At 39.1% G+C, this 24,686-nt stretch carries 22 protein-coding genes; 13 read left to right on the top strand and 9 right to left on the bottom strand.

Annotated features, from left to right (window positions below; all coding sequences use genetic code 11):
• Positions 1-11 precede the first annotated feature (11 nt).
• From ACZ427_RS17950 to ACZ427_RS17965, 4 genes are all read left to right on the top strand, one after another.
• On the top strand, positions 12-1,385 hold the full coding sequence (locus ACZ427_RS17950; RefSeq protein WP_461177962.1) for a WD40/YVTN/BNR-like repeat-containing protein: 1,374 nt from the start codon (positions 12-14) through the stop codon (positions 1,383-1,385).
• Between the two features lie 35 nt (positions 1,386-1,420).
• Complete coding sequence (locus ACZ427_RS17955; protein ID WP_461177963.1) at positions 1,421-1,555, top strand: hypothetical protein; 135 nt, start codon at positions 1,421-1,423, stop codon at positions 1,553-1,555.
• A gap of 121 nt (positions 1,556-1,676) precedes the next feature.
• A complete protein-coding gene (locus ACZ427_RS17960) occupies positions 1,677-2,888 on the top strand; it encodes a Bcr/CflA family efflux MFS transporter (RefSeq protein ID WP_461177964.1) in 1,212 nt (403 codons plus the stop codon).
• Between the two features lie 80 nt (positions 2,889-2,968).
• A complete protein-coding gene (locus ACZ427_RS17965) occupies positions 2,969-3,793 on the top strand; it encodes an aldo/keto reductase (protein ID WP_461177965.1) in 825 nt (274 codons plus the stop codon).
• Between the two features lie 187 nt (positions 3,794-3,980).
• Here the strand turns inward: ACZ427_RS17965 and ACZ427_RS17970 are convergent, their stop codons facing one another.
• The 5 genes from ACZ427_RS17970 to ACZ427_RS17990 form a co-directional block, all read right to left on the bottom strand.
• Positions 3,981-5,081, bottom strand: coding sequence for a M24 family metallopeptidase (locus ACZ427_RS17970; protein ID WP_461177966.1), 1,101 nt, complete (start codon positions 5,079-5,081; stop codon positions 3,981-3,983).
• A gap of 14 nt (positions 5,082-5,095) precedes the next feature.
• Positions 5,096-6,493, bottom strand: coding sequence for a sodium:solute symporter family protein (locus tag ACZ427_RS17975; RefSeq protein WP_461177967.1), 1,398 nt, complete (start codon positions 6,491-6,493; stop codon positions 5,096-5,098).
• Positions 6,494-7,090: 597 nt separating this feature from the next.
• The gene (locus tag ACZ427_RS17980) at positions 7,091-8,260 is read right to left on the bottom strand and encodes an IS256 family transposase (RefSeq protein ID WP_461180031.1); all 1,170 of its coding nucleotides are present in this window, start codon (positions 8,258-8,260) and stop codon (positions 7,091-7,093) included.
• A gap of 821 nt (positions 8,261-9,081) precedes the next feature.
• On the bottom strand, positions 9,082-9,987 hold the full coding sequence (locus tag ACZ427_RS17985; RefSeq protein WP_461177467.1) for a nuclease-related domain-containing protein: 906 nt from the start codon (positions 9,985-9,987) through the stop codon (positions 9,082-9,084).
• Between the two features lie 170 nt (positions 9,988-10,157).
• Positions 10,158-11,390: an MFS transporter gene (locus tag ACZ427_RS17990; RefSeq protein ID WP_461177454.1), complete on the bottom strand. Its 1,233-nt coding sequence runs from the start codon at positions 11,388-11,390 to the stop codon at positions 10,158-10,160.
• Between the two features lie 1,079 nt (positions 11,391-12,469).
• Between ACZ427_RS17990 and ACZ427_RS17995 the strand changes: the two genes are divergently transcribed.
• The 8 genes from ACZ427_RS17995 to ACZ427_RS18030 all read left to right on the top strand — a co-directional run bounded on the left by ACZ427_RS17995 (position 12,470) and on the right by ACZ427_RS18030 (position 21,587).
• Positions 12,470-13,978, top strand: coding sequence for a malate:quinone oxidoreductase (locus ACZ427_RS17995; protein ID WP_461177453.1), 1,509 nt, complete (start codon positions 12,470-12,472; stop codon positions 13,976-13,978).
• A 408-nt stretch (positions 13,979-14,386) separates the two neighbouring features.
• Positions 14,387-15,292, top strand: coding sequence for an Rpn family recombination-promoting nuclease/putative transposase (locus tag ACZ427_RS18000; protein WP_461177452.1), 906 nt, complete (start codon positions 14,387-14,389; stop codon positions 15,290-15,292).
• A 334-nt stretch (positions 15,293-15,626) separates the two neighbouring features.
• Positions 15,627-16,523: a ribokinase gene (gene rbsK, locus ACZ427_RS18005; protein WP_461177451.1), complete on the top strand. Its 897-nt coding sequence runs from the start codon at positions 15,627-15,629 to the stop codon at positions 16,521-16,523.
• Positions 16,524-17,093: 570 nt separating this feature from the next.
• Positions 17,094-17,741, top strand: coding sequence for a GTP cyclohydrolase I FolE (gene folE / locus ACZ427_RS18010; protein ID WP_461177450.1), 648 nt, complete (start codon positions 17,094-17,096; stop codon positions 17,739-17,741).
• A 43-nt stretch (positions 17,742-17,784) separates the two neighbouring features.
• Complete coding sequence (locus ACZ427_RS18015) at positions 17,785-18,543, top strand: SDR family oxidoreductase (protein ID WP_461177449.1); 759 nt, start codon at positions 17,785-17,787, stop codon at positions 18,541-18,543.
• A 210-nt stretch (positions 18,544-18,753) separates the two neighbouring features.
• The gene (locus tag ACZ427_RS18020) at positions 18,754-18,942 is read left to right on the top strand and encodes a hypothetical protein (RefSeq protein WP_461177448.1); all 189 of its coding nucleotides are present in this window, start codon (positions 18,754-18,756) and stop codon (positions 18,940-18,942) included.
• Between the two features lie 164 nt (positions 18,943-19,106).
• On the top strand, positions 19,107-20,933 hold the full coding sequence (locus ACZ427_RS18025) for an ATP-binding protein (RefSeq protein WP_461177447.1): 1,827 nt from the start codon (positions 19,107-19,109) through the stop codon (positions 20,931-20,933).
• A gap of 279 nt (positions 20,934-21,212) precedes the next feature.
• The gene (locus tag ACZ427_RS18030; RefSeq protein WP_461177446.1) at positions 21,213-21,587 is read left to right on the top strand and encodes an FAS1-like dehydratase domain-containing protein; all 375 of its coding nucleotides are present in this window, start codon (positions 21,213-21,215) and stop codon (positions 21,585-21,587) included.
• 11 nt (positions 21,588-21,598) lie between these two features.
• Here the strand turns inward: ACZ427_RS18030 and ACZ427_RS18035 are convergent, their stop codons facing one another.
• Both ACZ427_RS18035 and ACZ427_RS18040 read right to left on the bottom strand, forming a co-directional pair.
• Entirely contained in the window at positions 21,599-21,802 is a 204-nt protein-coding gene (locus ACZ427_RS18035) for a hypothetical protein (RefSeq protein ID WP_464883475.1), read from the bottom strand.
• Positions 21,783-22,247, bottom strand: coding sequence for a hemerythrin domain-containing protein (locus ACZ427_RS18040; protein ID WP_461177445.1), 465 nt, complete (start codon positions 22,245-22,247; stop codon positions 21,783-21,785). Before ACZ427_RS18040 ends, ACZ427_RS18035 begins: the two co-directional genes overlap by 20 nt.
• A 143-nt stretch (positions 22,248-22,390) precedes the next feature.
• Between ACZ427_RS18040 and ACZ427_RS18045 the strand changes: the two genes are divergently transcribed.
• Positions 22,391-22,600 (top strand): hypothetical protein, encoded by a 210-nt coding sequence (locus tag ACZ427_RS18045; protein ID WP_461177444.1) that lies wholly within the window; start codon positions 22,391-22,393, stop codon positions 22,598-22,600.
• A 185-nt stretch (positions 22,601-22,785) separates the two neighbouring features.
• Here the strand turns inward: ACZ427_RS18045 and ACZ427_RS18050 are convergent, their stop codons facing one another.
• Positions 22,786-23,796 (bottom strand): HAAS signaling domain-containing protein, encoded by a 1,011-nt coding sequence (locus ACZ427_RS18050; RefSeq protein WP_464883476.1) that lies wholly within the window; start codon positions 23,794-23,796, stop codon positions 22,786-22,788.
• Positions 23,783-24,142 carry a PadR family transcriptional regulator gene (locus ACZ427_RS18055; protein WP_461177442.1) on the bottom strand — a complete coding sequence of 120 codons (360 nt, stop codon included), beginning with the start codon at positions 24,140-24,142 and terminating at the stop codon, positions 23,783-23,785. Before ACZ427_RS18055 ends, ACZ427_RS18050 begins: the two co-directional genes overlap by 14 nt.
• Between the last annotated feature and the right edge of the window lie 544 nt (positions 24,143-24,686).

A 24,686-nucleotide genomic window follows, 5' to 3' on the forward strand; every position in this document is an offset into this window, starting at 1 on the left:
GGAGAATTCGGATGTTTTCTAATAAAAAGCGGACCGTGTCAGCCGTTATTCTGCTGCTTCTTTTATTAGTAGCAGGTGCGGGTATTTATTATTATTTTTTTTACGAAGAAGATTTGAATCAGCCGCTGCCGATGAGCGTTACGGTTGATACAGAGGATCAGGAGCCGGAGGATATTGCCTATCGCTTCTGGTTTGATTATATGCAGGCATACCAGGGGGACCATGTAAATTCCTGGAGGAGACTGACTGACGTTCGTTACAACGAATTTCAATTATTGGCTGGGGATGAAGAAGCGTTTGCCGTTTCGGTTACATTCTGGGCCCAGTTGGAAAAGAAAAAATGGTCCACGCATCATAGTTGGGGAGAAGTACAAGAGGACGGGACGGTAGAAAATATTGAATGGACGTTCCGGATTAAGAAAACGGGAGAAAATAAATATACATTGTTGCGAATTGACGATATATCCAATGCCGTTGGCGACTTACCTCCAGTTGAAGATACATATCAAAAGGAGGCTGGAATCGAAGTCCCTGATGAGGAAAATTACTACCGCATTGAAAATGACAAGCTTGAAGTAACGTATGATAAAGGTGAGAATTGGACGGAGGTTCCGGTTACAATTGATAAGTTGTTTGAAGGAGATTACAACGGTCCGGAATATGAGTTAATTGAAGACAGTTATATGGTTACACCGGAAAGGACAGCTTTTATCGTTGGCGGCCTTCAAGATATAAAAGTATTGCAATCAACGGACCAAGGAAAAACTTGGAATGAATCAACGGTTCCCAGCCCGTTCCAGGCGATACGGATGCGCATTCTTGATTTTGTATCCGAGACAGATGGCTTTTTGATTTTAACCGGAGATCGCACCATGAGTTGGGAAGGCAATATCATTTTCAAAACAAATGATGGTGGAACAACATGGGAAGAGGCTGGGAGTGTACCCTCAACACGGCAGGTGACTAGCGGCGGATTTATCGACAAGAAGCTTGGATTCGTTTCGTTCGGATCTATTTCCAGAAACAATAATCCGGAAGTACCTGACTTGTACCGGACAGAAGATGGCGGACAAACGTGGAATCACGTAGATATACCGATCCCAGCGGAGTATGAAGGAATTTTCACTGTCGCAGAAATCCCTACATTTGACGGTTCCCAAGGTACATTGCTCGTAAATCAGGGGCCAAACGGAGATTATCAAGGCGGAAAGGTACTGGCTCGGTTTGTATCCGTGGATAATGGAAAAACATGGTCATTCGCCAACCTGGTCGATCCGGAGGGGGACGCGGGGACAGGTTCCTTGTCCCACTCTGACTGGGACGAGGAACCTGTCCCTGCGTCCCGGAAGAGGGAAATGCTTGCAAATTCACCAAAATCGTTATAAGTTTAACTAATTGATAGATTAGTGGAGGGGAACTTGTGAGTAAGAAGCCTATTTTATTATTAATCGGTATGATTGTTTTCATTGCAGGCCTGGCAGATATTAAATATAAAGGATTAGTTTATCGTCTTTTACCCGAATCGATTCAGGTATATTTAGATGATATTTTTTAGTTAAGGGACGTGGAACAGGTCTGTCCACTGTCCCAGTCAGAGAGTGGGACAAGGAACCTGTCCCTCCGTCCCCCGAGAGAGAGGGGCAAAGCCGTCCCCGTTAGAAAGGTGTTTTTGTTTTATGCTTCATAATCCAACAGGAAAAGAGCGTTTGGGGTTAGCTTTTCTTCTCGGCATGCTTGCAATATTAGGGCCGTTAAATATCGATATGTATTTACCGAGTTTCCCTGAAATTGCCGATGATTTAGGTGCTACCGCTTCGCTTGTACAGCTTAGTTTAACAGCGTGCTTGCTCGGGCTCGCGATTGGTCAGATGATTATTGGACCAATCAGCGATGCCCAGGGGAGAAGGAAGCCTTTATTAATATCCATTTTTTTATTTGCGTTATCTTCCCTTCTCTGTGCATTTGCGCCCAATATTACCACATTGATAATTGCTCGATTCCTGCAAGGTTTCACCGCTTCAGCAGGGATTGTCCTTTCTCGTGCTGTTGTTCGTGATGTATTTAGTGGAAGAGCGCTTACGAAGTTCTTCGCGCTTTTAATGGTGATAAACGCAGTGGCTCCAATGGCTGCGCCGATAGCTGGTGGAGGAATCTTACTTTTGCCTTTTGCAAGCTGGCAAACCATTTTCTTCTTTTTAAGTTTACTCGGATTATTAATTGTTTTGACTGTTGCGTTAAAATTAAAGGAGACATTACCAAAAGAAGAGCGAATACCAAGCTCGGTGGGACATTCTGTTCGTACGATGGGTAATTTGTTGAAAGATCGTTCTTTTATTGGTTATGCATTGACTGTGGGATTTATTCACGGGGGAAGTTTTGCATACGTATCAGGAACTCCTTTTGTGTATCAGGGCATCTATAATGTGTCTCCTCAAGTTTTCAGTATTCTTTTTGGCATCAATGGGCTGGCAATTATTACAGGGAGTTTTATCATCGGACGCTTTGGTGGAATCATTCATGAAAGAAGTTTGCTTCGAGCTGCAGTAATCATTGCTGTAAGTGCAACCTCCATCCTTCTTATCATGACGATAATTGAAGGACCGCTGGCAATGCTTGTAATACCAATTTTCATTTACATGACATCCATGGGTATGATCCTGACAAGCTCTTTTACACTTGCGATGGAAAAACAGGGACATCGTGCGGGAAGTGCAAGTGCTTTATTAGGCATGCTTCCGTTATTACTTGGAGCAATTGTCTCTCCTCTCGTAGGTATTAATGAAACGACAGCAGTACCGATGGGAGCAATACTGTTTATTACCTCTCTGATTGGTTCGATCGCCTTCTTTAAGTTAACAGAAAAGGAAGGCCGGGATGTACAGGGGTAAGGGTATATTAAATATAATTTCGCAAAATCTTGTGTTAGACTGAAACTAATAATGGCACGCCATAGAAAGGAAGCGATTATATGCAATTCAAAACGCTAAACAATGGACAGCGCATACCACAACTTGGCTACGGTGTATGGAAAGTCCCTAATGATGAGGCAAAAACAGCAGTAGAACAGGCAGTAAAAACAGGCTATCGCTTAATTGATACCGCTAAAGTTTATGGAAATGAATCTGGTGTTGGCGAAGCACTCGCCAACACCAATGCGGCACGGGAAGACCTGTTCATTACCACCAAAGTATGGAATGCAGATCAAGGCTATGACAATACCTTGAAGGCATTTGATGAAAGTCTTGAAAAACTGGGACTCGATTATGTTGACCTTTATCTAATCCATTGGCCAACACCAAAGTATGATACGTATGTAGAAACATACAAAGCATTAGAAAAACTATATAAAGATGGACGTACAAAGGCGATCGGTGTATGTAATTTTGATATTGAACACCTCCAGCGGATTTTGGATGAGTGTGACGTGAAGCCAGCTGTTAACCAGGTGGAATGTCACCCTTATTTACAGCAAACAGAGCTGAAGAAATTTTGTGAAGCGCACGACATTCTACTGGAAGCATACAGCCCATTAATGAACGGGACCAATGTGATGCAGGACAATACAATTAAGGAAATAGCGGATCAGTATGGAAAAACACCAGCCCAGATCATCCTTCGCTGGCATCTTCAATCTGATGTGATTGTCATTCCTAAAACGGTGACTCCTTCACGTATGGAAGAAAATTTAGATGTCTTTGATTTTGAACTTCGTGAAGCAGACATGGAAAGCATTGCAACATTAGATCGCAATGAGCGAAATAACGCTATTCCGAGTGAAAATAATGACCGGTAAATGACAAATGGGGCCTGATCTCTTTTTCGTCTGGATTAATGACGAACCGCGTGGATGCCAGGCTTTCCAGATAAATTAGAAAAGAGCCAGCGTGAAATTAAATCACCTGGCTCTTTTTTCTGGGGACGTGGGGACAGGTTCCTTGTCCCATTCAGAGAGCGGGACAAGGAACCTGTCCCTCCGTCCCTTATTCAATTATCTGTAATTCTTTAGGAAATTTTGTTAGTGTTTCATAACCATCTCTTGTCACAAGTACATCATCTTCTATCCTTACACCACCGACCCCCGGAAGGTAAATCCCCGGTTCAATCGTGTAGACCATTCCTTCTTTTATGATTCCATCATTCAGATGACTCATGGAGGGAAATTCATGGACGTTGATTCCCAGGCCGTGTCCAATACGGTGTGGGAAGGACTCTCCATACCCTGCTTCCGTAATAACATCTCGGGCAGCACTGTCTAGATCGCCTATACGATTACCTGGTTTACTTTGTTCCAAGGAGGCTTGTTCTGCTTGGAATACCGTCTGATAAATTTCTCTTTGTTTGTCTGTGATGGATTTAAATGCAACGGTGCGTGTGATATCTGAGCAATAGCCATCAAGTACGACTCCTAAATCAAACAGAACCATATCACCGGCTTTTAATTTCCGATCGCCTGGATTTCCGTGCGGGTTTCCGGATTTTTCGCCAAATAGAACCATGGTCGAAAAAGACATTTCACGGATTCCCTGCTTTTTCAGTTCATATTCAATTTTTGCTAATACTTCCATTTCACTAATGCCTTCCTCGAGTGCATCGATTCCTGCCTGGACTCCATAATCAGCCATTTTTGCAGCGCGACGAAGGATGGCAATTTCTTTATCATCTTTCACGACACGCATGTCATTCAATTTTTCTTCTACCGAAATGATAGTTGCGTCAGGGAAGAAAGCTAGAAATTCCTTGCTCCGTCCGTACGTAAGAACTTCTGTTTCAATCGCAACTGTTTCTGCTTTTTCCAGATTCTTTTTTTGCAATGCCGTTTTAATGAGCTCCCATGGATTTTCGTGATCAGCATATCCGATAATCTCGTATTCCCAGCCCGCATCTTTTAATTGGCCTACTTCCATTGCAGGTATGACAAACACCGGTTGTGCCTGTTTGAACACAAAGATCCCCATCAAACGTTCATGTGGATCTGTATAAAAATCAGATAAATAAAAGACATTTTCAGGTGAATTGAAAAAAGCTGCTTCAATATTTTTCTCATTCATCCATTCTGTTACTTTGGATAACCGTTCTTGCATATTGATCACTCCTCTCAACGATTATGCATCGTTTTCTTTTGCGTTGCTAATGTTACAACGATTAATACAATAAATGCGGCAGGAACTGAAATAACAGCACTATTTAATTCAGAAGGTTTACCAAGAATAATTTCCCATACTAATGTTGTCACAACACCTGTAATCATGGAAGATATACCACCGGTTGCATTCACACGTTTCCAGAAGAATACTGCCAAAATTGCTGGTGTTATACCTGCACCATAAACCGTGTACGCATACATTTGGACTTCTAATACAGTAGGGAAAAATTGAATCAATAAATAGGAAAATGCACCAAGGATGACAATAAACACTTTTGTCATGGCTAATTGCCGTTCATCTGAGGCGTGTTTATTAATATATTTTCCATATATATCATACGTCAAATTTGTTGCTGCGGAAAGTAAATAGGAATTACCTGTTGTAATAATAAAAGCAGCGGCTGCAGCAAGTAAAACTCCCCCGATTGCTATCGGCATTGCAAGCGTAGTCGCCATTAATGCCATTCCCGGATCAATATCAGGGAATAAAGAACGTGATGCGAATGCAATGAGTGAAATGGCTGGCGAAATAATCAGCATAATGAGCAGCCAGCCGATTTGGGCCTTCCTTGATGAGGCATCTCCCTTTGATGATGCTAAACGCTGATACATGTTCTGGTCACCAAGTAAAAGGAATAAGGAAGGTAAAAGGTAACCCATTAGCTGGATACTTGTTAGTCCTCCTGTTGCAGTCAAATGAGATTCCGGAACATTTTCAACGATTGAATCCCAGCCACCGGCAACTCCGAAAATGACTGGTACGGTAATGATTAAACCACCCACCATTAAAAATCCACTTAAAGCATCTGTTTGTGAAACAGATTTAAGCCCGCCGATCGTCGCAAGAAATATGATTAAAAAAGCAGCAACGATTGTACCGATTTCTACACTCATTCCAGTTGTAAGATTTAGAATGAAACCGAAACCTTTCATTTGGTAGGAAACGATACCTACATATGCTAAAAGAACAATAATACTGGCAAGATTACGGGCAGAAGTACCATATTTTTCTTCAAGGATACCTGAAATCGTATATTTCCCAAATGCTCTAATCTTAGGTGCCGCTACATAAAGTGTAAGAATACCGATTAACGTTGGTATCATTAACATCAATGCAGGAATTATACCGAAACTATAAGCAACAGATGTTTCTCCACCGGATATACTTCCACTCCCAGTCCATGTAGCCAGTAAGGTCCCCATCAAGACAAACGGCCCCAAGCTCTTTCCTGCCAGGATAAAGTCTGTACTATTTGAAACCTTCTTTGACATATATACTCCCAGCCCGATCATTATTACAGCATAGATTCCGATAAACCATAATAATTGGGGGTTTGCCTGAAGTTCCATTCCATCATTCCTCCTATATCTTCGTATTTTAGACTATCGTTACTATGTGCAAGTGATAACGTATTATGTATAGTATTGTGCTATATTTCCACTACATAATTGGTATTTTAACACAGCAAATAAAGTATAAAAAACCGCTGCTATAACTGTTGCGGAGAACCATATCATAAGTAAACGGGGTTTTATGAGATTTTTAGAGAAACGCCATGGTGAAGGACAAAAGAGAGTTGTGATGTATGTGAAATGTCCTTCATGTTGGCATGAAGGACAAAAGGGAGTTGTGATGCATGTAAAGTGTCTTTCATTGTTGGTATGAAGGACAAAAGGTATTTGTGATGCATGTGAAATGTCTTTCATAGCTGGTATGACGGACAAAAGGGAGTCATGACGCATGTGAAATGTCTTTCATAGCAGGTATGAAGGACAAAAGAGAGTTGTGATGCATGTGAAATGTCTTTCATAGAGTCAAGTACCTTTTATTGTGTAAAATTCTATTTACAAGTTTACAACCACTTTATAGTATTTAGTTGAATTTGTTTTGGAAAGGAGGGGTACCCCTCCTTTCCAAAACAAATTTTCGCGCGCGATCAGGCCATGCTAGTCCCTTTTGAATATGGGTCTTTTCTTTTGCTCTTCTTCTTCATAATCCATTAATACAGCTCCAATCAGACGGAATGCTGATTGCGTATTAGGGAAGATACGTATCACTCTTTCCCTGCGTCTTACCTCTTGATTAAGTCGTTCGAGGGAATTTGTACTACGAATAAACTTTTGGTATTCTTGTGGTTCATTTAGATACTGAATGGCATCATCAAAACCATTCTCCAGGTTATCAATAACTTTATTCAGCTTAGAATTATCTTGGTAACGACTTACGAAATCATCTTTTCGTTTTCTTGCTTTCTCAGGTGTAGTTACATCAAAAATTTGTTTTAATTCTTCCTTTACATCATTCATGCTTTTCTTTGGCAGCTCATCAATAAGATTCTTCTTAAAATGAACGGTACAACGCTGCCATGAAGTTCCGATAAACACCTTCGGAATAGCTTTTTTTAGTCCGGAATGAGCATCTGAAATAACCAATTTTGGTGATTGTAAACCACGCGCGATGAGTTCACTTAAAAATTCATTCCAGGCTTCGTAGCTTTCTTCATGACTTACTTTTAAACCTAGTACTTCTCTTTTATTTCCTTCGTTAAGCCCAGTAGCAATATAAACCGCTTTAGATACCACTTTATGATGCTCACGAACTTTGATATACATAGCGTCTACGTATATATACCGATAGTATTCGGTGCCTAAAGAACGATTTGCCCATTCATTCACAATGGGATCCAGTTTCTCCGTGAGTGAGGATACAAAGGACTTAGAGACATATTCACCACACAATTGTTCCACAACATTTTTTACCTTTCGAGTGGACACACCGTTGACGACCATTTCAAGCATAGATAAAGCAAATGCCTGATCACAACGTCTATATTTTTCAAATGCAGTAGTTGAAAATTCCCCACTGCGAGTACGAGGTACATGTAACTTAACCTTTCCAATACTCAACATATAATCTCGATCATAGTAGCCATTCCGATAATCTTGACGTTCATCTGAACGTTCATAAGCACCGGCTTTTAAATACTCATCACGTTCTTTTTCCATGTACTCGTTCAAAACTAGAACAATAGTTGATTTAACAACGTTATCAATGTTCGAATTCATTAATGATTCTTTTAAAAAGTCCATATCTAGGTTAAACTGTAACTGGGTCATCATTAATTCCTCCTTGTTTTTCGTGGTTGTTAAACATTGTATCATAGGAATTAATGTGGCCCTTTTTCCTTTTTACACAATTATACGGACTTAATCTTTCATAGCTGGCATGACGGACAAAGGGGATTTGTGATGCATGTGAAATGTCTCTCATTGTTGGTATGAAGGACAAAGAGAGTCATGACGCGTGTGAAATGTCTTTCATAGCTGGCATGACGGACACAAGGAAGTCATGACGCATGTTATGTGTCTTTCATAGCAGGTATGAAGGACAAAGAGAGTCATGACGCGTGTGAAATGTCTTTCATAGCTGGCATGACGGACACAAGGAAGTCATGACGCATGTTATGTGTCTTTCATAGCAGGTATGAAGGACAAAGAGAGTCATGACGCGTGTGAAATGTCTTTCATAGCTGGCATGACGGACACAAGGAAGTCATGACGCATGTTATGTGTCTTTCATAGCAGGTATGAAGGACAAAGAGAGTCATGACGCGTGTGAAATGTCTTTCATTGTTGGTATGAAGTACAAAAGGGAGTTGTGATACAAGTAAAATGTCTTTCATTGTTGGTATGAAGTACAAAAGGAAGTTATGACTCATGTAAAATGTCTTTCATAGCTGGTATGAAGTACAAAAGGAAGTTATGACGCATGTAAAGTGTCTTTCATAGCTGGCATGAAGGACAACGCTACGAAAATAGCTGTAAGAAATGTCTTTCATCCGGTAAATGAAGGACAAAATTAATTAGAAGCCAGTAAAAATGAAACTCAATATAAACACTACAGCATCGATCGTTAAGGAGCGATTATTATTCCTCTGTTACTCGTAGTAAGCCCATTGATGAACCCCCACTATGTTAAAATTCGCTGCTAAAATCCTTCTAATCCTCGTTTTGGATGGTACCACTTGACACCATTCGTGAATTACATTTGTAGTGATCTTTTGATCTGGAAAGAGAAGCCTAAATTCCTTGACACTCCGCGTTACGGCATTAGCAACTATTTCTTCGTTTCCACATTCCTCACATATACATTTCCTTCCCTCTACAAAAATTGAAAATGAATTGCATCTAATACAAGTAATTCCCTTTCGTAATGCTTGATAATTATAGGGTGGTAACTGACTAAATGGAGATTCGGCAGTATGTAGTGATATTAATTTATCAGCTAACAGCTTGTGTTGTCCGCTTAACTTTGAATGTGTGATATTTTCTTTTTTAAAGTAATTATTCAATTGATTTGGTAGAATAAATGGTTTATCGAGAGGTGCTTGGTATAGGGTGAAATCAGGATTGATAAAGACAACGGAGGCATCGATTTGGGGATTAAATCCAAGACGACGGAATAATTGACGTAAAAGGGATTCACTTCTACTCAGCTGATGGAGAGGATTAATAATTTCAGCTTGTGGTAACTTGAATAATTTATCTGATTCGTAATAATAATCTCCTTCATAATTTTTAATTTCGTATAGGTAAACTTTGTCTGACTTAATAATTAGAGAGTCAATTTGGAAGGTGGTGTTATTTATAGAAAGCAGTAGATCATTTAATATATAGCATTCACATTGGAGCTTCTCCGTTAATGAATCAAATAACACCTCTCCTTCATAGCCCTTTTTCAGGTTGAAATAGTATTGCCTATCCTTGCTGGACAAATTCATTCGAGTATTTAATAATTGCAGAATTGATAATTCAGAAGGTTTCGTTCGAGATTTGTAAGGCATCATCCATGTTCCTTTCTTATTATTTAGGTAACTTTATTCTTATTATACATTACAGCGTTTATATTTTTGGGGGGAATTTGTTTGATGCCAGTATAGCTTCGTAGACACAACCTGGTTAACGATGGGGCAGTTCAACACCGGCCCATCGAAATTAAGAGAGATGTAAGCTTTCAGTTGTTATACCACTCCCGCACTTTCTGGTCGGTTGGCAATAAAAAGGTGAGAAAGCCCAGTAATGGTAATAAGGATGCCGAGATCATTGTTGGCGTTAATCCAAATAAATCGATCAAGGAACCAAGTGCAACAGCACCAACCGCTCCCATACCGAATGCCAGCCCGACGATTAGCCCGGACATTGTACCGATTTTTCCGGGAACGAGTTCCTGTGCGTACACAACCGTTACGGAAAAACTGGTCATTAAAATCAGTCCGATAATTGCTAAGAGAACCATCGCCATAACCGGTCCAACGTATGGTAACAGAATTGTCAGGGGACTTGCAGCAACGAGCGAGAAGAGAATCACATTTCTTCTGCCAAACGAATCTGCTAAAGGACCGCCGATGAACGTGCCAATTGCTCCCATGGCCAGAAAGATAAATATGTAGACTTGTGCATTAGCAATCGTGATTTGATAGGTTTCCATCGTATAAAAGGCGTAGAAGTTTGCAATGGCTGCTTGATACCAGGACCTTGCAAAAACGATGAAAACTAAAAGAAAGATGGCACTTTTAATCGCTTTGGAAATTGCTTTGTCCGGCTTTGTAGCCACGGTTTTTTTTCTGTTTGCCGTGATAAGCTCCATTTGCCCTTTATACCATTTCGCAATATATATTAAGAATATGACTGCCAGTGCCGCAATCAAGGTGAACCAAAGCGCACCTTTTTGACCAAGTGGTACGAGAATTAATGCCGTGATGACAGGTGCTAATGCCTGGCCAGAATTCCCGCCAACCTGAAAAATCGACTGTGCAAGCCCCCGTTTATTGCCTGCAGCAAGATAGACGACACGGGAACCTTCCGGATGGAAAACAGCAGATCCCAAGCCGATGAAAATGACACTCCCCAGTACGATCCAGTAATTTGGAGCCAGCGCTAAAGCGAAAATCCCGAGCATACTGCTTACAAGCCCAATTGGCAGCGCATAAGGAACAGGCTTCCTGTCCGTAAATGTTCCGACTGCAGGCTGCATAACGGAAGCAACCATATTTAATGTGAACGTAATGAGCCCAAGCTGTGTAAAGGTTAGACCCATGGACCTTTCTAAAATCGGTAACATAGCAGGAATGACAGCTTGTAATGAGTCATTCAACAAGTGACATGCTGCGATGATGAATAGAACGCGGTATACGGTTTTATTTTCGCCATGGGAAGTATTGGCTTTCTTTGGTATTGCTTTTTCCATGTGATGTCCTTCCTTCCAGGGTACTCTTTATATGGCTATTTTACAGTGTGAAAAATAAATTTCAATTCTTTTGAAATAGTGGTTAACAGTGAAAGATAGATAAAAATTCAGTTGTCAAGTATTACTTGACAACTGCAAAAGAGGAACTCTATTATTTTCCCACCATAAGAATAAGAAAAGTATTGATATAATCAGTCCTTGGCTGGATCCGGAATTAATTGAAGGCCGGTTCAATAAGGGACTAATGATTACGCTCAATAACGATACTGACGTTCAAATTACTTTTGGTTATATAGGAAGTTTACAAAACGCACATCAGTGGTATAATAAGTTAAGAAGTTCATAAAATAGTAAAAACCGCTCCATGTTGGAGCATGGAACGGTTACAATAGACCAACCCCATCAAAGGGGGAGGCACAGTAAGAGAAGAAATGATCCCTCCCGGCCTACTCGAGCACATGAGGGATCATTTTCTGTTATCGGACATTATTAATGCAATTAACGTCCCGAATAATATCATCAGTGTTAATGCACTTTCCATATCCATTGGCAACACCCCCTTCTTGGGAGATATCCCAGAAGGTAATACGGTGTGCCTAACCCTCATGTGAAGCAGATCTATTGTTAATCGTATCATAACACATTAGATCGTTTGTTCCCATTAAATAGGTGTATTTCTTTAAAAAAGCTGTTCTTTCAATAGAACGGCTTTCTTTTTATGCCTATTTTCTAGCTATAGTCACCGCTTATTCGGGCTATTGTATGAACAGTGACAAATGTGTAAGCTGCCTTTTATGAATATAATCAGTTTTTCAAAGGAACGGACATAGTGAAAAAGAAAGGATAGCTTACTGGGAAGAAATAGTGAAATAATAAAGCTTAAGGCATGTATTTCCCCCTGATGACCTTTTCAAGAACACGTAACTATCATATAATAGTAGATAAATAGTTTAATCGATAAATAAATCTGATAAAATTTAATTAAGGTATAATTAATAGTAATCAGAAAAAGATGTGGTGCTTAAATTAAGTGCACTTGCATCCTTTACGTAAATCTTAGATATAAGGAAGGTTATAATATGAGCAGTAGAGAAACGAAAACGGACGTTATCTTAATTGGTGCCGGAGTTATGAGTGCGACGTTGGGCGCGATGTTGAAAGAATTGGTACCAGAAATGAGAATCACAGCGTTTGAGAAGCTTGCAAGTGCTGGACAGGAAAGTTCTAACGAATGGAATAATGCGGGAACAGGACATTCCGCACTGTGCGAGCTTAACTACACTACGGAAAAACCGGACGGATCGATGGATATTAACAAAGCGATAAAAATTAATGAACAGTTCCAGGTTTCCAAGCAATTTTGGTCTTATCTCGTAAAAAACAATTTAATCGATAATCCTCAGGACTTTATCATGCCATTGCCTCATATGAGTCTGGTACAAGGGGAGGAAAATGTGGATTTTTTAAAGAAACGTTTTGAAGCGTTGTCAAATAATCCTCTGTTTGAAGATATGGAATTCTCCGATGATCCGGAAAAACTGATGGAATGGATTCCGCTTATCATGAAAGAGCGTACATCGAATGAACCAATAGCGGCAACAAAAGTGGAAACTGGAACAGATGTCAATTTTGGAGCGTTAACCCGCAAAATGTTTGACCACTTAGAAACTAGAAATGTCGATATTAATTACAACCATAGTGTTGAGGATATTAAACGTACGGACGATGGTGCATGGGAAGTGAAAGTACATGATAATGAAAACGGTGTAATTGAAAACCACACTGCAAAATTCGTCTTTATCGGAGCCGGGGGTGGAAGTCTGCACCTGCTGCAAAAGTCCGGTATTCCTGAGGGGAGACATATTGGCGGCTTCCCGGTAAGCGGGATTTTCATGGTGTGTAATAATCCAGAAGTTATTGCTGGGCATCATGGAAAAGTATACGGAAAAGCGAAGGTCGGTGCGCCACCAATGTCTGTTCCGCATCTTGATACAAGATTTATCAATAATAAGAAATCATTGCTCTTTGGGCCGTTTGCAGGATTTTCTCCGAAGTTCCTTAAAACCGGTTCCTTGCTTGATTTGGTAACTTCCGTAAAACCGAATAATGTTCTGACGATGTTGTCAGCAGGTGCAAAAGAGCTCCCTTTGACAAAATATCTAATCCAGCAGGTTCTGTTATCGAAAGAACAGCGTATGGAAGATTTACGTGAATTTATTCCGAATGCTAAATCCGAGGATTGGGATTTAGTAGTAGCCGGCCAGCGTGTACAAGTTATCAAAGATACAGAGGCAGGTGGCAAAGGAACGCTGCAATTTGGAACCGAAGTCGTTACTGGTGGTGAAGGAACGGTTGCAGCACTACTAGGTGCCTCTCCGGGTGCTTCTACAGCTGTGAACGTGATGCTTGAGATAATGAATAAATGTTTCCCTGAATATATGAACGAATGGGAGCCGAAAATTAAAGAAATGATCCCTTCTTATGGCATGTCACTGGCTGAGAATCCAGCGCTTCTGAACGAAATTCATACATCAACAGCGCAGATGCTTGGTTTGGAAGAAGATAAAAAAGAACCAATTCTGGCATAGGGGAAATCCGATTACAGAAAAGCATCATTTGCCGTTTCGGCAAATGATGCTTTCTTTATTTTGGAGGGACATTCACTGTAATGTGGGTATCATCAACAACGAGGAGAGACGGGAAAAGGGCGAATACTCCTCTATTTTTATTTCCTCCATGTTGTTATTCTTAAATAATTGCTTTTTATAACGCTTTGTTTTGCAAAGGGCTGCAAAGATATTTTCACAAGGAAGGCTGATGACCAGGTGAAAGATAATAAGGAAGCCAAAGGTGGATCAAAGAGACAGTGAGAATAAAAAAAGGAGTTCAAATTATGTCAGAAAGAACACTTGTTTGTTTATCTGTAATTGTGTATACTATTTGTAGAAACCTACACCTCAGTATTCCCTCCATATAATTGAAAGGACGTGTTGCCAGTGTCATTTGTCACCGCAGTACGTGAAGAGCGCCCCAAGTATACCCACCATGATCAGCTGTTTAAAGAATTAATCAACACATTTTTTGCGGAATTTTTGGAAGTGTTTTTCCCCGAAGTCCATAGTCATATTGATTTTAGTTCGATTAAGCTGTTATCCAGTGAGATGTTCACAGATATGATAGAAGGGGAAAGTCGGCATGCGGATATTGTTATTGAAGCAAACTTAAAAGGACAGGATACACTGATTATTATCCACGTTGAACCACAAAGCTTCAGTCAGCCTAATTTCCATGAACGGATGTATCACTACTTCAATTTGTTGTATAATAAATACAGGAGACCGATTTTGCCGATAGCAATTTTCAGTTATGATGAAAATCGGTATGAACGTAATGCATTTACCATGGAATTTCCCTTTTTTCATGTATTGAGCTTTCATTTTTTAATGCTGGAATTACGGAAAATGAACTGGCGAGACTACTTACAATCAGACAATCCAGTCGCGGCAGCTTTATTAAGCAAAATGAATTATGCGAAAGAAGAAAGGATACAAGTTAAAAAGGAATTTTTGAGAATGTTGGTAAATATGGAATTGAACCCGGCCAAAACACGTTTGATTAATGGTTTTTTTGAGACTTATTTAAAACTTGATGAACGAGAGGAGGCGGTGTTAATGGAAGAGATTAAACGAATGGACGATGGGGGAAAGTTGCTGGAACTACCAAATTCGTGGGAAGAAAAAGGCATAGAAAAGGGAAAAGAAGTAGGTAAAAAAGAAGGAAAAATAGATGAAAAAAGAACAATTGCACGGGAAATGTTAAAAGAAGGTTCATCCATAGAGTTCATTGCCAAAGTGACGCGGCTTGATAAAGTGGAAATTGAAAATATAAAAAAAGAAATCTGATTTGAAATATGTCCAGCTATACTGGTTTGTACCAAGTCACTAATATAAGGTTCCCTCCAGTTCATTGCTTATTAGATATTACCAAGTCCTTTGAAAAGGCTACTGCCCCCTGTTGACGCAAGTTTAGGCAGTTTTTTGATAAAAGCACATCAAAAAACTGCCTTTTCATGTTTAAAAATGTTGGTTATCGGTATTTAGATTATTTCGGATTTTTCCCTTGATATCACGAGTAGAGTTCAATCTCTTTTTTATAGAATTCAAAGAAGAGATGACGGGGAAAAGAATTTAATGTGCAGCTTATTGAACGACAATCAACATTAAAAGGAGGGATATGATGACTGCTAAATCGAATGTATGCGTTGTTGGGAGTATTAATATGGACTTGACGGTAACAACCGATAAGATGCCGATGCAGGGAGAAACAGTGATCGGTGATGCGTTTTTTACCAATCCTGGAGGTAAAGGTGCGAATCAGGCAGTAGCGGCTGCACGCATTGGGTCCAATGTGCGTTTCATCGGAGCTGTCGGTGAGGATTCTTTTGGAGAAACACTGCGACAAAATCTCACAAGTGAGGGTATCGAAACAGAAGGAATTGAAACGATTTCAGATGTAGCTACCGGAACAGCGACCATTATTCTATCAGAGAATGATAATCGTATCATTGTTGCTTCAGGTGCCAATAACCATGTGACACCTGAACTGGTAAGGAGGCATCGTGCCCTAATTAAAAATAGTGACATCGTTTTGCTCCAGCTTGAAGTACCAATGGAGACAATTGCGTCAACAATGGAGGCCGCTCAAGAAAATGGTGTTCCGGTCATTCTGAATCCTGCGCCGTTTCAACCACTCCCGGAAAACGTTCTGAAAGGAGCTGCTTATTTGACGCCAAATGAAATTGAACTTGCATCAATGAAGGAAGATCCGTCATATGCGTCCATTCAGGAAAAGTTGATTGTTACCCGTGGTGATAAAGGGGTGTCATTTGTTGACAACGGAACAGACCGTGATATCGGCGGGCATCGTGTTCCTGTAACAGATACAACTGGTGCGGGGGACACATTTAACGGAGCATTGGCTGCAGAACTTGCTGGTGGTGTTGCACTGGATGAAGCTGTCACCGCGGCAAACGCAGCAGCAGCCTTGTCTGTCTCAAAAATGGGAGCGCAGGGAGGGATGCCGGTGAAGCGAGAAATCCAGGAATTTTTACGGGGAAGGAAGAGGCTGGATTGAAGAAAACAGGGAAATAAATAATAAAGGAGGCAGCCCAACTTTATAATATGAAGCTGCCTCCTATTTAATTAGGACGATAAATGAGTATTATTCATCCAGTAAAAAACGGTCATCCTATATATTCCTTTTACGAATACCAGATGATAAGTCATTTACATTAATAAGTTCAAAATCGCGTTCCTTAACCATGTAATGATCAAAAAAGCTCAAATCAATGCCTGTTATTCGATGAAAGCCCATTTAACTTAGAATTGAATTAAAGATATGATTTTTTTATAAATATTTGTATCTATGAAAATAAATATTTTTTTTATAGTGTAGGTTTGAGGGTCAACAGACTATTGGTTTTAATGGAGATCTTAAATCTTTACTCGAAGGGAGTATGAAGTAAAAAGTTCTAAAAACAACGGGTTTACAAAAAATCAGCCAAACCGTTCTATTGACCAAACGGAAGGGTATACTTTATTCTATATATATTAAACTAAATGTTAAAGTGTAATCGGCAGGATGAGAAGCTGGATTACGTTGTTTTATTATAGAAGGTTTTATATAGAAGAGGGGTAAATGCAGATGTCTATCACTGAAAATACATTCATGACCCAAAAGTACCGCGAGCTTTTTGGAGAAAATACAGGTGATATCGAAAAAAAGATCAGTCAATCGCAACATGTGACCGAGGCCCTCAAAGATTTAATCGAGCTTTGCGGGGATGATCCGAACAGGGAAGGATTGGAGGAAACCCCGGAAAGAGTACTGAAGGCTTTTCTTGAGTATACAGAAGGGTACAAGGAAGATCCAAAGACTCATTTGGAAAAGGTTTTTGACGTGGACCATCAGGAATTGGTAATGGTACAGGATATCGAATTGTACTCCATGTGTGAGCATCACTTTGCTCCATTCCTTGGAGTTGCTCATGTCGGCTATATCCCGAACAAGAAAATCACCGGACTTTCCAAAATCGCCCGGATGGTGGAGGGTTATGCGAAACGATTTCAGGTTCAGGAGCGCCTCACCAACCAGATTGCTGATGCCATGGAAGAGGTACTTGATCCTCAAGGTGTCATGGTCGTCATTGAAGCAAAGCATATGTGTATGTGTGGCAGAGGCATTCGCAAACCAGGTGCCTCTACGACGACTAAAGCAGCGAGGGGACTATTTAAAGAAGATGCGAGTCAGCGTATGGAATTTCTGTCCCTACTTGATCGGCAATCAAAATAAAATGGCCAGATGTATAGCAACCGGATGAAAGCGGGGGATACTTTTGAGGCATGCAGTGATTACAGCCGGATACAAAGGGCTTGGAAAGAAGGTGACAGAGCAATTTCTTCAAGATGGTTGCTCTGTCACTGTTAATTATCGAAATGATTCCGCCAGAGTGGAAGAATTAAAGAAGGAATGGGAAGCCTATAGCTCTCGTCTGCAATTTGTCCAGGGCGATATCACGAAAAAAGCGGATATCGAAAACATTGTTGAAGAGGCAATGAACCGGTTTGGACGTATTGATTATCTGATTAATAATGCAGGCCCTTACATAGGAGAACGAAAAAAACTGGTCGATTATGAGGATAGCGAATGGTATGAATTAATCGAAGGAAATTTAAGTGCAGTTTTCCATTTTTGCAAATTGGTTGTGCCGGTAATGCGAAAGCAGAAGTTTGGAAGAATTATCACGTATGGTTTTCAGGAAGCAGAACATGCACCAGGATGGATCTATCGTTCAGCTTTCAGTGCCGCTAAAGTGGGACTGGTATCCTTAACAAAATCCCTGGCTCTTGAGGAGGCGGAACATGGCATTACCGCTAACATGATTTCACCTGGGGATATTGCCGGAGAGATGAAGGAAACGGATATACAGACGGCAAGAGAAATGAAAAATGGGAATACACCGATTGGCAGATCAGGTACAGGCCAGGATATAGCCAGGTTGATTGCATTTTTATGTGAAGATGATTCCGACATGATCACAGGAAGTATAGTCCCGGCAACAGGCGGTATTGATGTGATTAATCGGAAAAGATAGCAAGCAAGGGGACATGTGGTTCTCTTGCTTTTTTTGTGATGACGGCATGGGGAAGGTGATAACTTTTATAATTATGTTAATTTTCTGTTAGTAAAATGGTATAATCATAGTTGATGATTTACTTTCCGAGTAAGATTTTATTTTTAATTCGAATAGGTCGAAGTATATTATACGGTTGGCCGTTCTATTTGGATTAGATGGAGGTAAAAAATGAATTGGCCCGTATTAAAAGATTTAAAGACAGTAATCGGTTTTGCAGCATCCATTTTATTAGGAGTAACTGCGATAATTTTAGCGGTAAACAGTAAAGATTATTGGGTACCTTTTGTTGTGGTTTCATTAATTCTCATGTTTCTTAGTGCATTTCGAGCCGATAAAATAGGCAAGAGCAATTCATGAAGGTTGGGTGGGATTGTTTCGTATGGGTGATTATAAACGGAAAAATCACTCAGAGGGGGGATTTTTATTTGATTAGAATGTTTTTTGGAGTTAATGTAGAATCAGTAATATAACGCATAATTAATGTATACACCTTTGTATTAAATTGAAAAGAGGTGTCGTTTTTGGATAATCAAGAACTACTAGACTTAATAAAGGACATTCAATCATTTAAAAGTGAATTTGATCATGTTGAATTAAAAGCTGGTCATAAGGGTCCACCAAAAGTTCATGATACATTATCTTCTTTTAGTAACAAGGTTGATGGTGGTATCATTTTGTTCGGAATCGATGAAAATGAGGATTATGACATTGTAGGTGTTTATGATATTGAAGATTTACAAAAACAAATTATGCACCAAACAAAGGATATGGAGCCAGAGGTAAGGGCAGAATTCGTTCCGATGAAAATAGGTGGAAAATATGTACTTGCTATCATTGTTCCTGAATGTTCTGCTGACTTAAAGCCATGCTATATAAAAACAAAAGGTATGAGGAAGGGCTCTTATATTCGTGTAGCTGATTCCGATGAACTAATGAATGATTACGAAATCTACAATTTAGTTGTGTCACGTGGACAAGCAAAAGAGGACAGGTCCTTGGTGCTGGATTCTTCATTAGACGATTTGGATCATGAAGCAATTAGAAAGTTAATTGAAAATGTAAAAATTACAAAACCAAAACTTTATCGATTGATTAAAGATGTTTCATATGAGGAAAAGCTGAAAAAATTAAACCTTGTTGACCAACAAGGACAGAGGTTTATACCAACTTTAGCTGGGCTTCTTGTTTTTGGATTGTATCCTCAGCAATATTTTCCTTCACTTGGAGTAACTTTTTTAGTGCTTCCACATAAAGAAATGGGGATGCTCGGTTCTAAAGGAGAACGGTTTCTAGATAATAAAAAAGTTGAAGGTAGTATTCCGGAGATAATTGATGAAGTTGAAACCTTAATAATGCGCAATATGAAGCAAAGAACAATTATTCAGGGGTTAAGTCGATTAGACATATGGGAATATCCGGAAGATGCTATTAGAGAGGCTGTTAGAAATGCAGTGATTCATCGCGATTATAGTGAATTAATGCAATCGAATTATATTCAAGTAAGAATGTATCCAGATCGAATTGAAATTGAAAGTCCAGGTACTTTGTATGGTGACGTAACAATTAATAATTTGATAACAAGTACAAAAGCGAGAAACAGTGTCATTATTACACTTTTAGAAGACCTTAAAATTATTGAAAATCGTGGTTCAGGAATTGATACGATGATACATACAATGAAAACTGCTCATCTTGAACCTCCGCAGTTTAAGGAAACTAGAAACAGTTTTATTGTTACATTTAAAAATCATAATTTTATTGATGATGAGGCTATCAGTTGGCTAAACGCATATACCGATTTATCAATGAGTGATCGTCAAGTGGCAGCACTTGTTTATATAAGAAATAATGAAAGGATTACTAATCGGGAATATCAAGAATTAAATAGTACCGATAGTGTAACCGCAACGAAGGAATTAAAATATTTATTACAGAACGATTTAATTATTCAAAATGGTACACGTGGTGGAGCTTATTATACATTGGCAGCAAATGAACAGAGAAATAAAAGTAACTCTGGTCCTAACTCCGGACCTAGTGAAGAAAACTCCGGACCTAATAATAATAACTCCGTACCTAGTAAACAAGAATTGATAAATATTTCAGAAGTGGCAAGAGAAAAAAAACGATTAGATTCCATACAAATGAATGAATTGATATTAAGGCTTTGCCAGATAAAATCATTAACACTACAAGAACTAAGTGAATTATTAAATAGAAAACCTGACCCACTTAGGAAAAATTATCTTTCAAAATTAGTTAAAGAAGAAAAATTGGAATTACTTTACCCGGATCAAATAAATCATCCTAGACAAGCATATCTAACAAAAAAGAATTATAAGAAATAAAATATGGTGTTTAAAATGATTTGTACTACTGTATTTTTGAAAAAACGTCAGAGTAACTAACATTGCTTTGACGTTTTATATCTTTCTTTCTCGCTCCAATAATAATAGGAAAAGGTATGTTGGGTTTTCACATCGATTTAGATCATATACTTTTATCTTCCTTCATTGCATGTATTTTTATAATCATCGCTTATACCTTGTTTAGATTGTGTGCTTCATTTCATTATTAGCGCTTGGAAAAATTGATAGATTTATGAGTATAGGACAGGAGGAAACAGGATGATAAAAACAGGTGACGTTCTTACATGGGAGAGAACATTTACAAAAGAAGATGTGTTGGAATTTGGCCGAATTTCCGGTGATTTGGGTGAGCATCATGTAGAATCTGACGAAGATGGGCGTTTAATGGTTCAAGGGTTATTGACTGCAAGTATAGGAACAAAAATTGGTGGCGATTTAAACTATATTGCAAGAGAGATGGTCAATGAATTCATGCGGCCTGTTTTTACCGGAGACACGATTACGTGCGAAACAACGCTTACAGATGTTGTGCAGGCAGAAGGTCGAAAAAAAGTGAAAATGAAGTCCGTATATCGTAATCAAAAAGGTAAGGAAGTAATTATAGGGACAAGCGATGGGATTATTAGAGACTAGGAAAAATTGCCTCATTGCCCGAAGAAGTGAATAAAGCTGACGTGAGGTATGATAAAAACACTTTCAACACCCAAACCAGTTATCTGGATAATCGCAAAGTCCCTGACAGCATGACTGCCATGAATGTCAGGGAAGACCATTGCTGAATTTTGGCTGGAAAATTTATTGCCGTACCACTCGCCACTGTCTCCTGCCTTATTTTGGCGGGAGTTCATCTGTATGCAAATAAGGCTTTAATTTTTGCAATTCATGTTCCGGTAACGCCTCTTCGATCATTGGAAAGATAACCCGCTCTTCTTTACGAATATGGGTCGTTAATAATTCTCCGAGCTTGTTCATTAGGGGAACTATATTCGCTTCACATGTAAGAATTTGATGTACATACGACCGGATGGTTACATGTTCCAACAAGTTATCCGTTATTTCAGGCTGCTCAATCGACTCATATTGTGCATATACAGGCAGCAGGATTTCCTCTTCATCCCGAAAATGCTGATTCCCATTCGTTTCCCAAAAATAGTCAAGCTCATTTTTCAATGCATCTACGGTCATTTCACTTTTTTCTGTTCCTGCTTTTCTCCATTTTAATGCAAGAAATAATGCGTGATGATGATGGTGTGAAAGTGGATATAATGCCTCATGCCGTTTAATTCCTGCCATAATTAAACCCTCCTCAGCCAGTTATTCTGTTAATTCCAGTATATATCTTTTCCGAAATTTTAAATGTGATATAAATCATAGTTGGATATTATGTTAGTATTGGTTTTGTATGCAATAGCTTATGTGATGAAAGGAAGTTTAGAATGGAAGTAATTTTAGCCGCTGCTTTCTCGGCTGTTATCATATTTATTACAATTTTTTCGATGATTAAAATATTAAATATTGCTTATAAACGAGGGGAAATCTCTTTAAGGAAATACAAGGTTTTCGTAATTATTTCGATTGTTATTGGTATCTTTGCAGTTATTGTTTTGTACTACGGATATCAAATAATATTTGAGGCAGTCCTGTAATTATTTTTTCACGTTACCTTTATATCTTCTGAATCTTAGAAAACTTGGCTTTTCGACAAGCCTTAAGGCGAAAGGCCAAAGCCCGCACTTATGCAGTAAGAAAGTTTTATACTTTCTTAACTGCAAATAAAACCACGCTATTGATCATGTGTCATAACCAATAACGCGGCATTTAAAAATAAGCTTTACCTGGCTTTAAAAACCTTGATCCATCCAGCAATAATATCCCAGAAAAAACCAATTATCAGGAGAATCAGTGTCCAAAGTGTAAGTTGTTCCCAAATCATACGAATCGTTTCATAGCTTTCACTTCCTTCTGTTACCAAACCATGTTGCACAAGTTCGTTCATGAAATTGGGATTCCAGAATGAAGCGCCGGTAATGATGAAAATGATTAGTATAATAGAAATCAAATTAGCAGCAGCGGTGAAAAAAACCAGTGGATACGTCCACTTTTCATAAAACAACTTTACACATTCCTTTACAATACCAAATCCAAAAATAATCAGAAATAACAAGAGGAATGAGCCGTATGTTTCTTCGTTTAAAAATGGAACAATACCGGAAAATTCACCCTCTTGAAAGAGCCAGATGCCAAAATAATCATTTGAAAATGCTACTATCACAATAAACAGCACATATAATATAATTCCTGTAATTGTTTCACTTCGTTTAATCTGCCGTTTTGGGTCAGGGACTGGTGCCAGTTTTGATGGCTTCCATCCTTTATCCAGTTCCAGTTTTTCCAGCTTACCTTCACTGAAATGTTCTGCCAGGATAAACCCAAGTGTGGTCCAACCGAATACCATTGGAATGATGGAAGTAAAAAAGGAAACAATGTAATTCACAAAATAATCAAGAATGTTTATTGGATTTAAAATCACCTGGATAACGAAAACAAGGGTAAATATTGCAACTGTTGAAATCAAAGCTATCTTCAGAACCAGTATATACCAATCGTACAATTCCGGACCGATTATATACTTTTTTGTACCCCGGTATTTCCGTGCTAACTTCCTCGGGTGGCCAAGTTCCAGCAATACTTCCTCTACATCTTTCTCCGTAACATCCCTGCTTTGGACACGCTCATAAAGCATATCTTCTATCAAACCATGAAGTTCGTCTGCAACATCTTTTCGCTGTGTTTCCGGCAGTCTTTTGGTGACTGCATAAAGATACCGGTCAATCATTTCCATATTTTCCCCTTCCCTCCATCATTAGATTATCCATACTTGTTACAATACTCTGCCATTCATCATGTAATAGATCTAAAACTTCTTTTCCAGTATCACTTAATAGGTAATATTTCCTTGGACGTGACTCATTTGTATTCCACTTGCTTTCCAGAAGCCCTTGCTTTTCCAGCCTTCTCAGCAGCGGGTATAATGTTCCGGGTTCCACCTGTACGCCCTTCTCTTTTAATGTAGTAACAAGGGAGTACCCATATTGAGGTTCATGAAGCTGACTCAGAGCCCCAATTGTAATGGTTCCACGTCTCAGTTCCTGCATCAGTTTATCTATATGTTCATGTGCGTCGCTCATCTCATCAACTCCTGAGATTATCATACTGTATGACGCACACTATTGTAAATGATAAATTATTATTGGACCTACTTTATGGTTCAATACTTTTGATACCATGTCCAGGTCATATAACCTTGACTTTTCTTAAAGTAGAATTTATAATTCATCATGTATTTCAAACAAATCTAAAAGGAGGATTATTAAAAAATGACACATGCTATGAGACTACGTTTCCCAGCTTTGAGCCAGTAATTGAATAGGGTCAAAGGCTCTGTTTGTGTAACAGAGTGAATGGGATTAGTCTGTCCTTTTTTAATAATCTTCATTTTAAATATAAGTAATGTGAAGAAAGGCGGATTCCTCTGTCTTTTTTTAATTTTTCTAAAAAAGGTTTTTGTGGTAAGCTTTACCAAGAAACCGGACATAATCTCTTTACTCTCCAATCACAGGCATTCCGTCTGTGATTTTTTATTTTCTTGAAGAAATTGAAGTGGGAGGAAAATACGATGCAATTCTTATTATTTTTTTGATGCGGGCTTGAAGTAGAAGCCCGTATCGATCC

The organism is Virgibacillus ainsalahensis, from assembly GCF_055380755.1.

Bases quoted from the DNA above. Each gene is read 5' to 3' on its own strand.
- ACZ427_RS17950 (WP_461177962.1), top strand. From the start codon at position 12: ATGTTTTCTAATAAAAAGCGGACCGTGTCAGCCGTTATTCTGCTGCTT.
- ACZ427_RS18040 (WP_461177445.1), bottom strand. From the start codon at position 22,247: ATGGCAGGAATTAAACGGCATGAGGCATTATATCCACTTTCACACCAT.
- ACZ427_RS17965 (WP_461177965.1), top strand. From the start codon at position 2,969: ATGCAATTCAAAACGCTAAACAATGGACAGCGCATACCACAACTTGGC.
- ACZ427_RS18020 (WP_461177448.1), top strand. From the start codon at position 18,754: ATGAATTGGCCCGTATTAAAAGATTTAAAGACAGTAATCGGTTTTGCA.
- ACZ427_RS17995 (WP_461177453.1), top strand. From the start codon at position 12,470: ATGAGCAGTAGAGAAACGAAAACGGACGTTATCTTAATTGGTGCCGGA.
- ACZ427_RS17985 (WP_461177467.1), bottom strand. From the start codon at position 9,987: ATGCCTTACAAATCTCGAACGAAACCTTCTGAATTATCAATTCTGCAA.
- ACZ427_RS17980 (WP_461180031.1), bottom strand. From the start codon at position 8,260: ATGACCCAGTTACAGTTTAACCTAGATATGGACTTTTTAAAAGAATCA.
- ACZ427_RS18030 (WP_461177446.1), top strand. From the start codon at position 21,213: ATGATAAAAACAGGTGACGTTCTTACATGGGAGAGAACATTTACAAAA.
- ACZ427_RS17970 (WP_461177966.1), bottom strand. From the start codon at position 5,081: ATGCAAGAACGGTTATCCAAAGTAACAGAATGGATGAATGAGAAAAAT.
- rbsK (WP_461177451.1), top strand. From the start codon at position 15,627: ATGACTGCTAAATCGAATGTATGCGTTGTTGGGAGTATTAATATGGAC.
- folE (WP_461177450.1), top strand. From the start codon at position 17,094: ATGTCTATCACTGAAAATACATTCATGACCCAAAAGTACCGCGAGCTT.
- ACZ427_RS17960 (WP_461177964.1), top strand. From the start codon at position 1,677: ATGCTTCATAATCCAACAGGAAAAGAGCGTTTGGGGTTAGCTTTTCTT.
- ACZ427_RS18035 (WP_464883475.1), bottom strand. From the start codon at position 21,802: ATGAACTCCCGCCAAAATAAGGCAGGAGACAGTGGCGAGTGGTACGGC.
- ACZ427_RS18045 (WP_461177444.1), top strand. From the start codon at position 22,391: ATGGAAGTAATTTTAGCCGCTGCTTTCTCGGCTGTTATCATATTTATT.
- ACZ427_RS17975 (WP_461177967.1), bottom strand. From the start codon at position 6,493: ATGGAACTTCAGGCAAACCCCCAATTATTATGGTTTATCGGAATCTAT.
- ACZ427_RS18050 (WP_464883476.1), bottom strand. From the start codon at position 23,796: ATGGAAATGATTGACCGGTATCTTTATGCAGTCACCAAAAGACTGCCG.
- ACZ427_RS18055 (WP_461177442.1), bottom strand. From the start codon at position 24,142: ATGAGCGACGCACATGAACATATAGATAAACTGATGCAGGAACTGAGA.
- ACZ427_RS17990 (WP_461177454.1), bottom strand. From the start codon at position 11,390: ATGGAAAAAGCAATACCAAAGAAAGCCAATACTTCCCATGGCGAAAAT.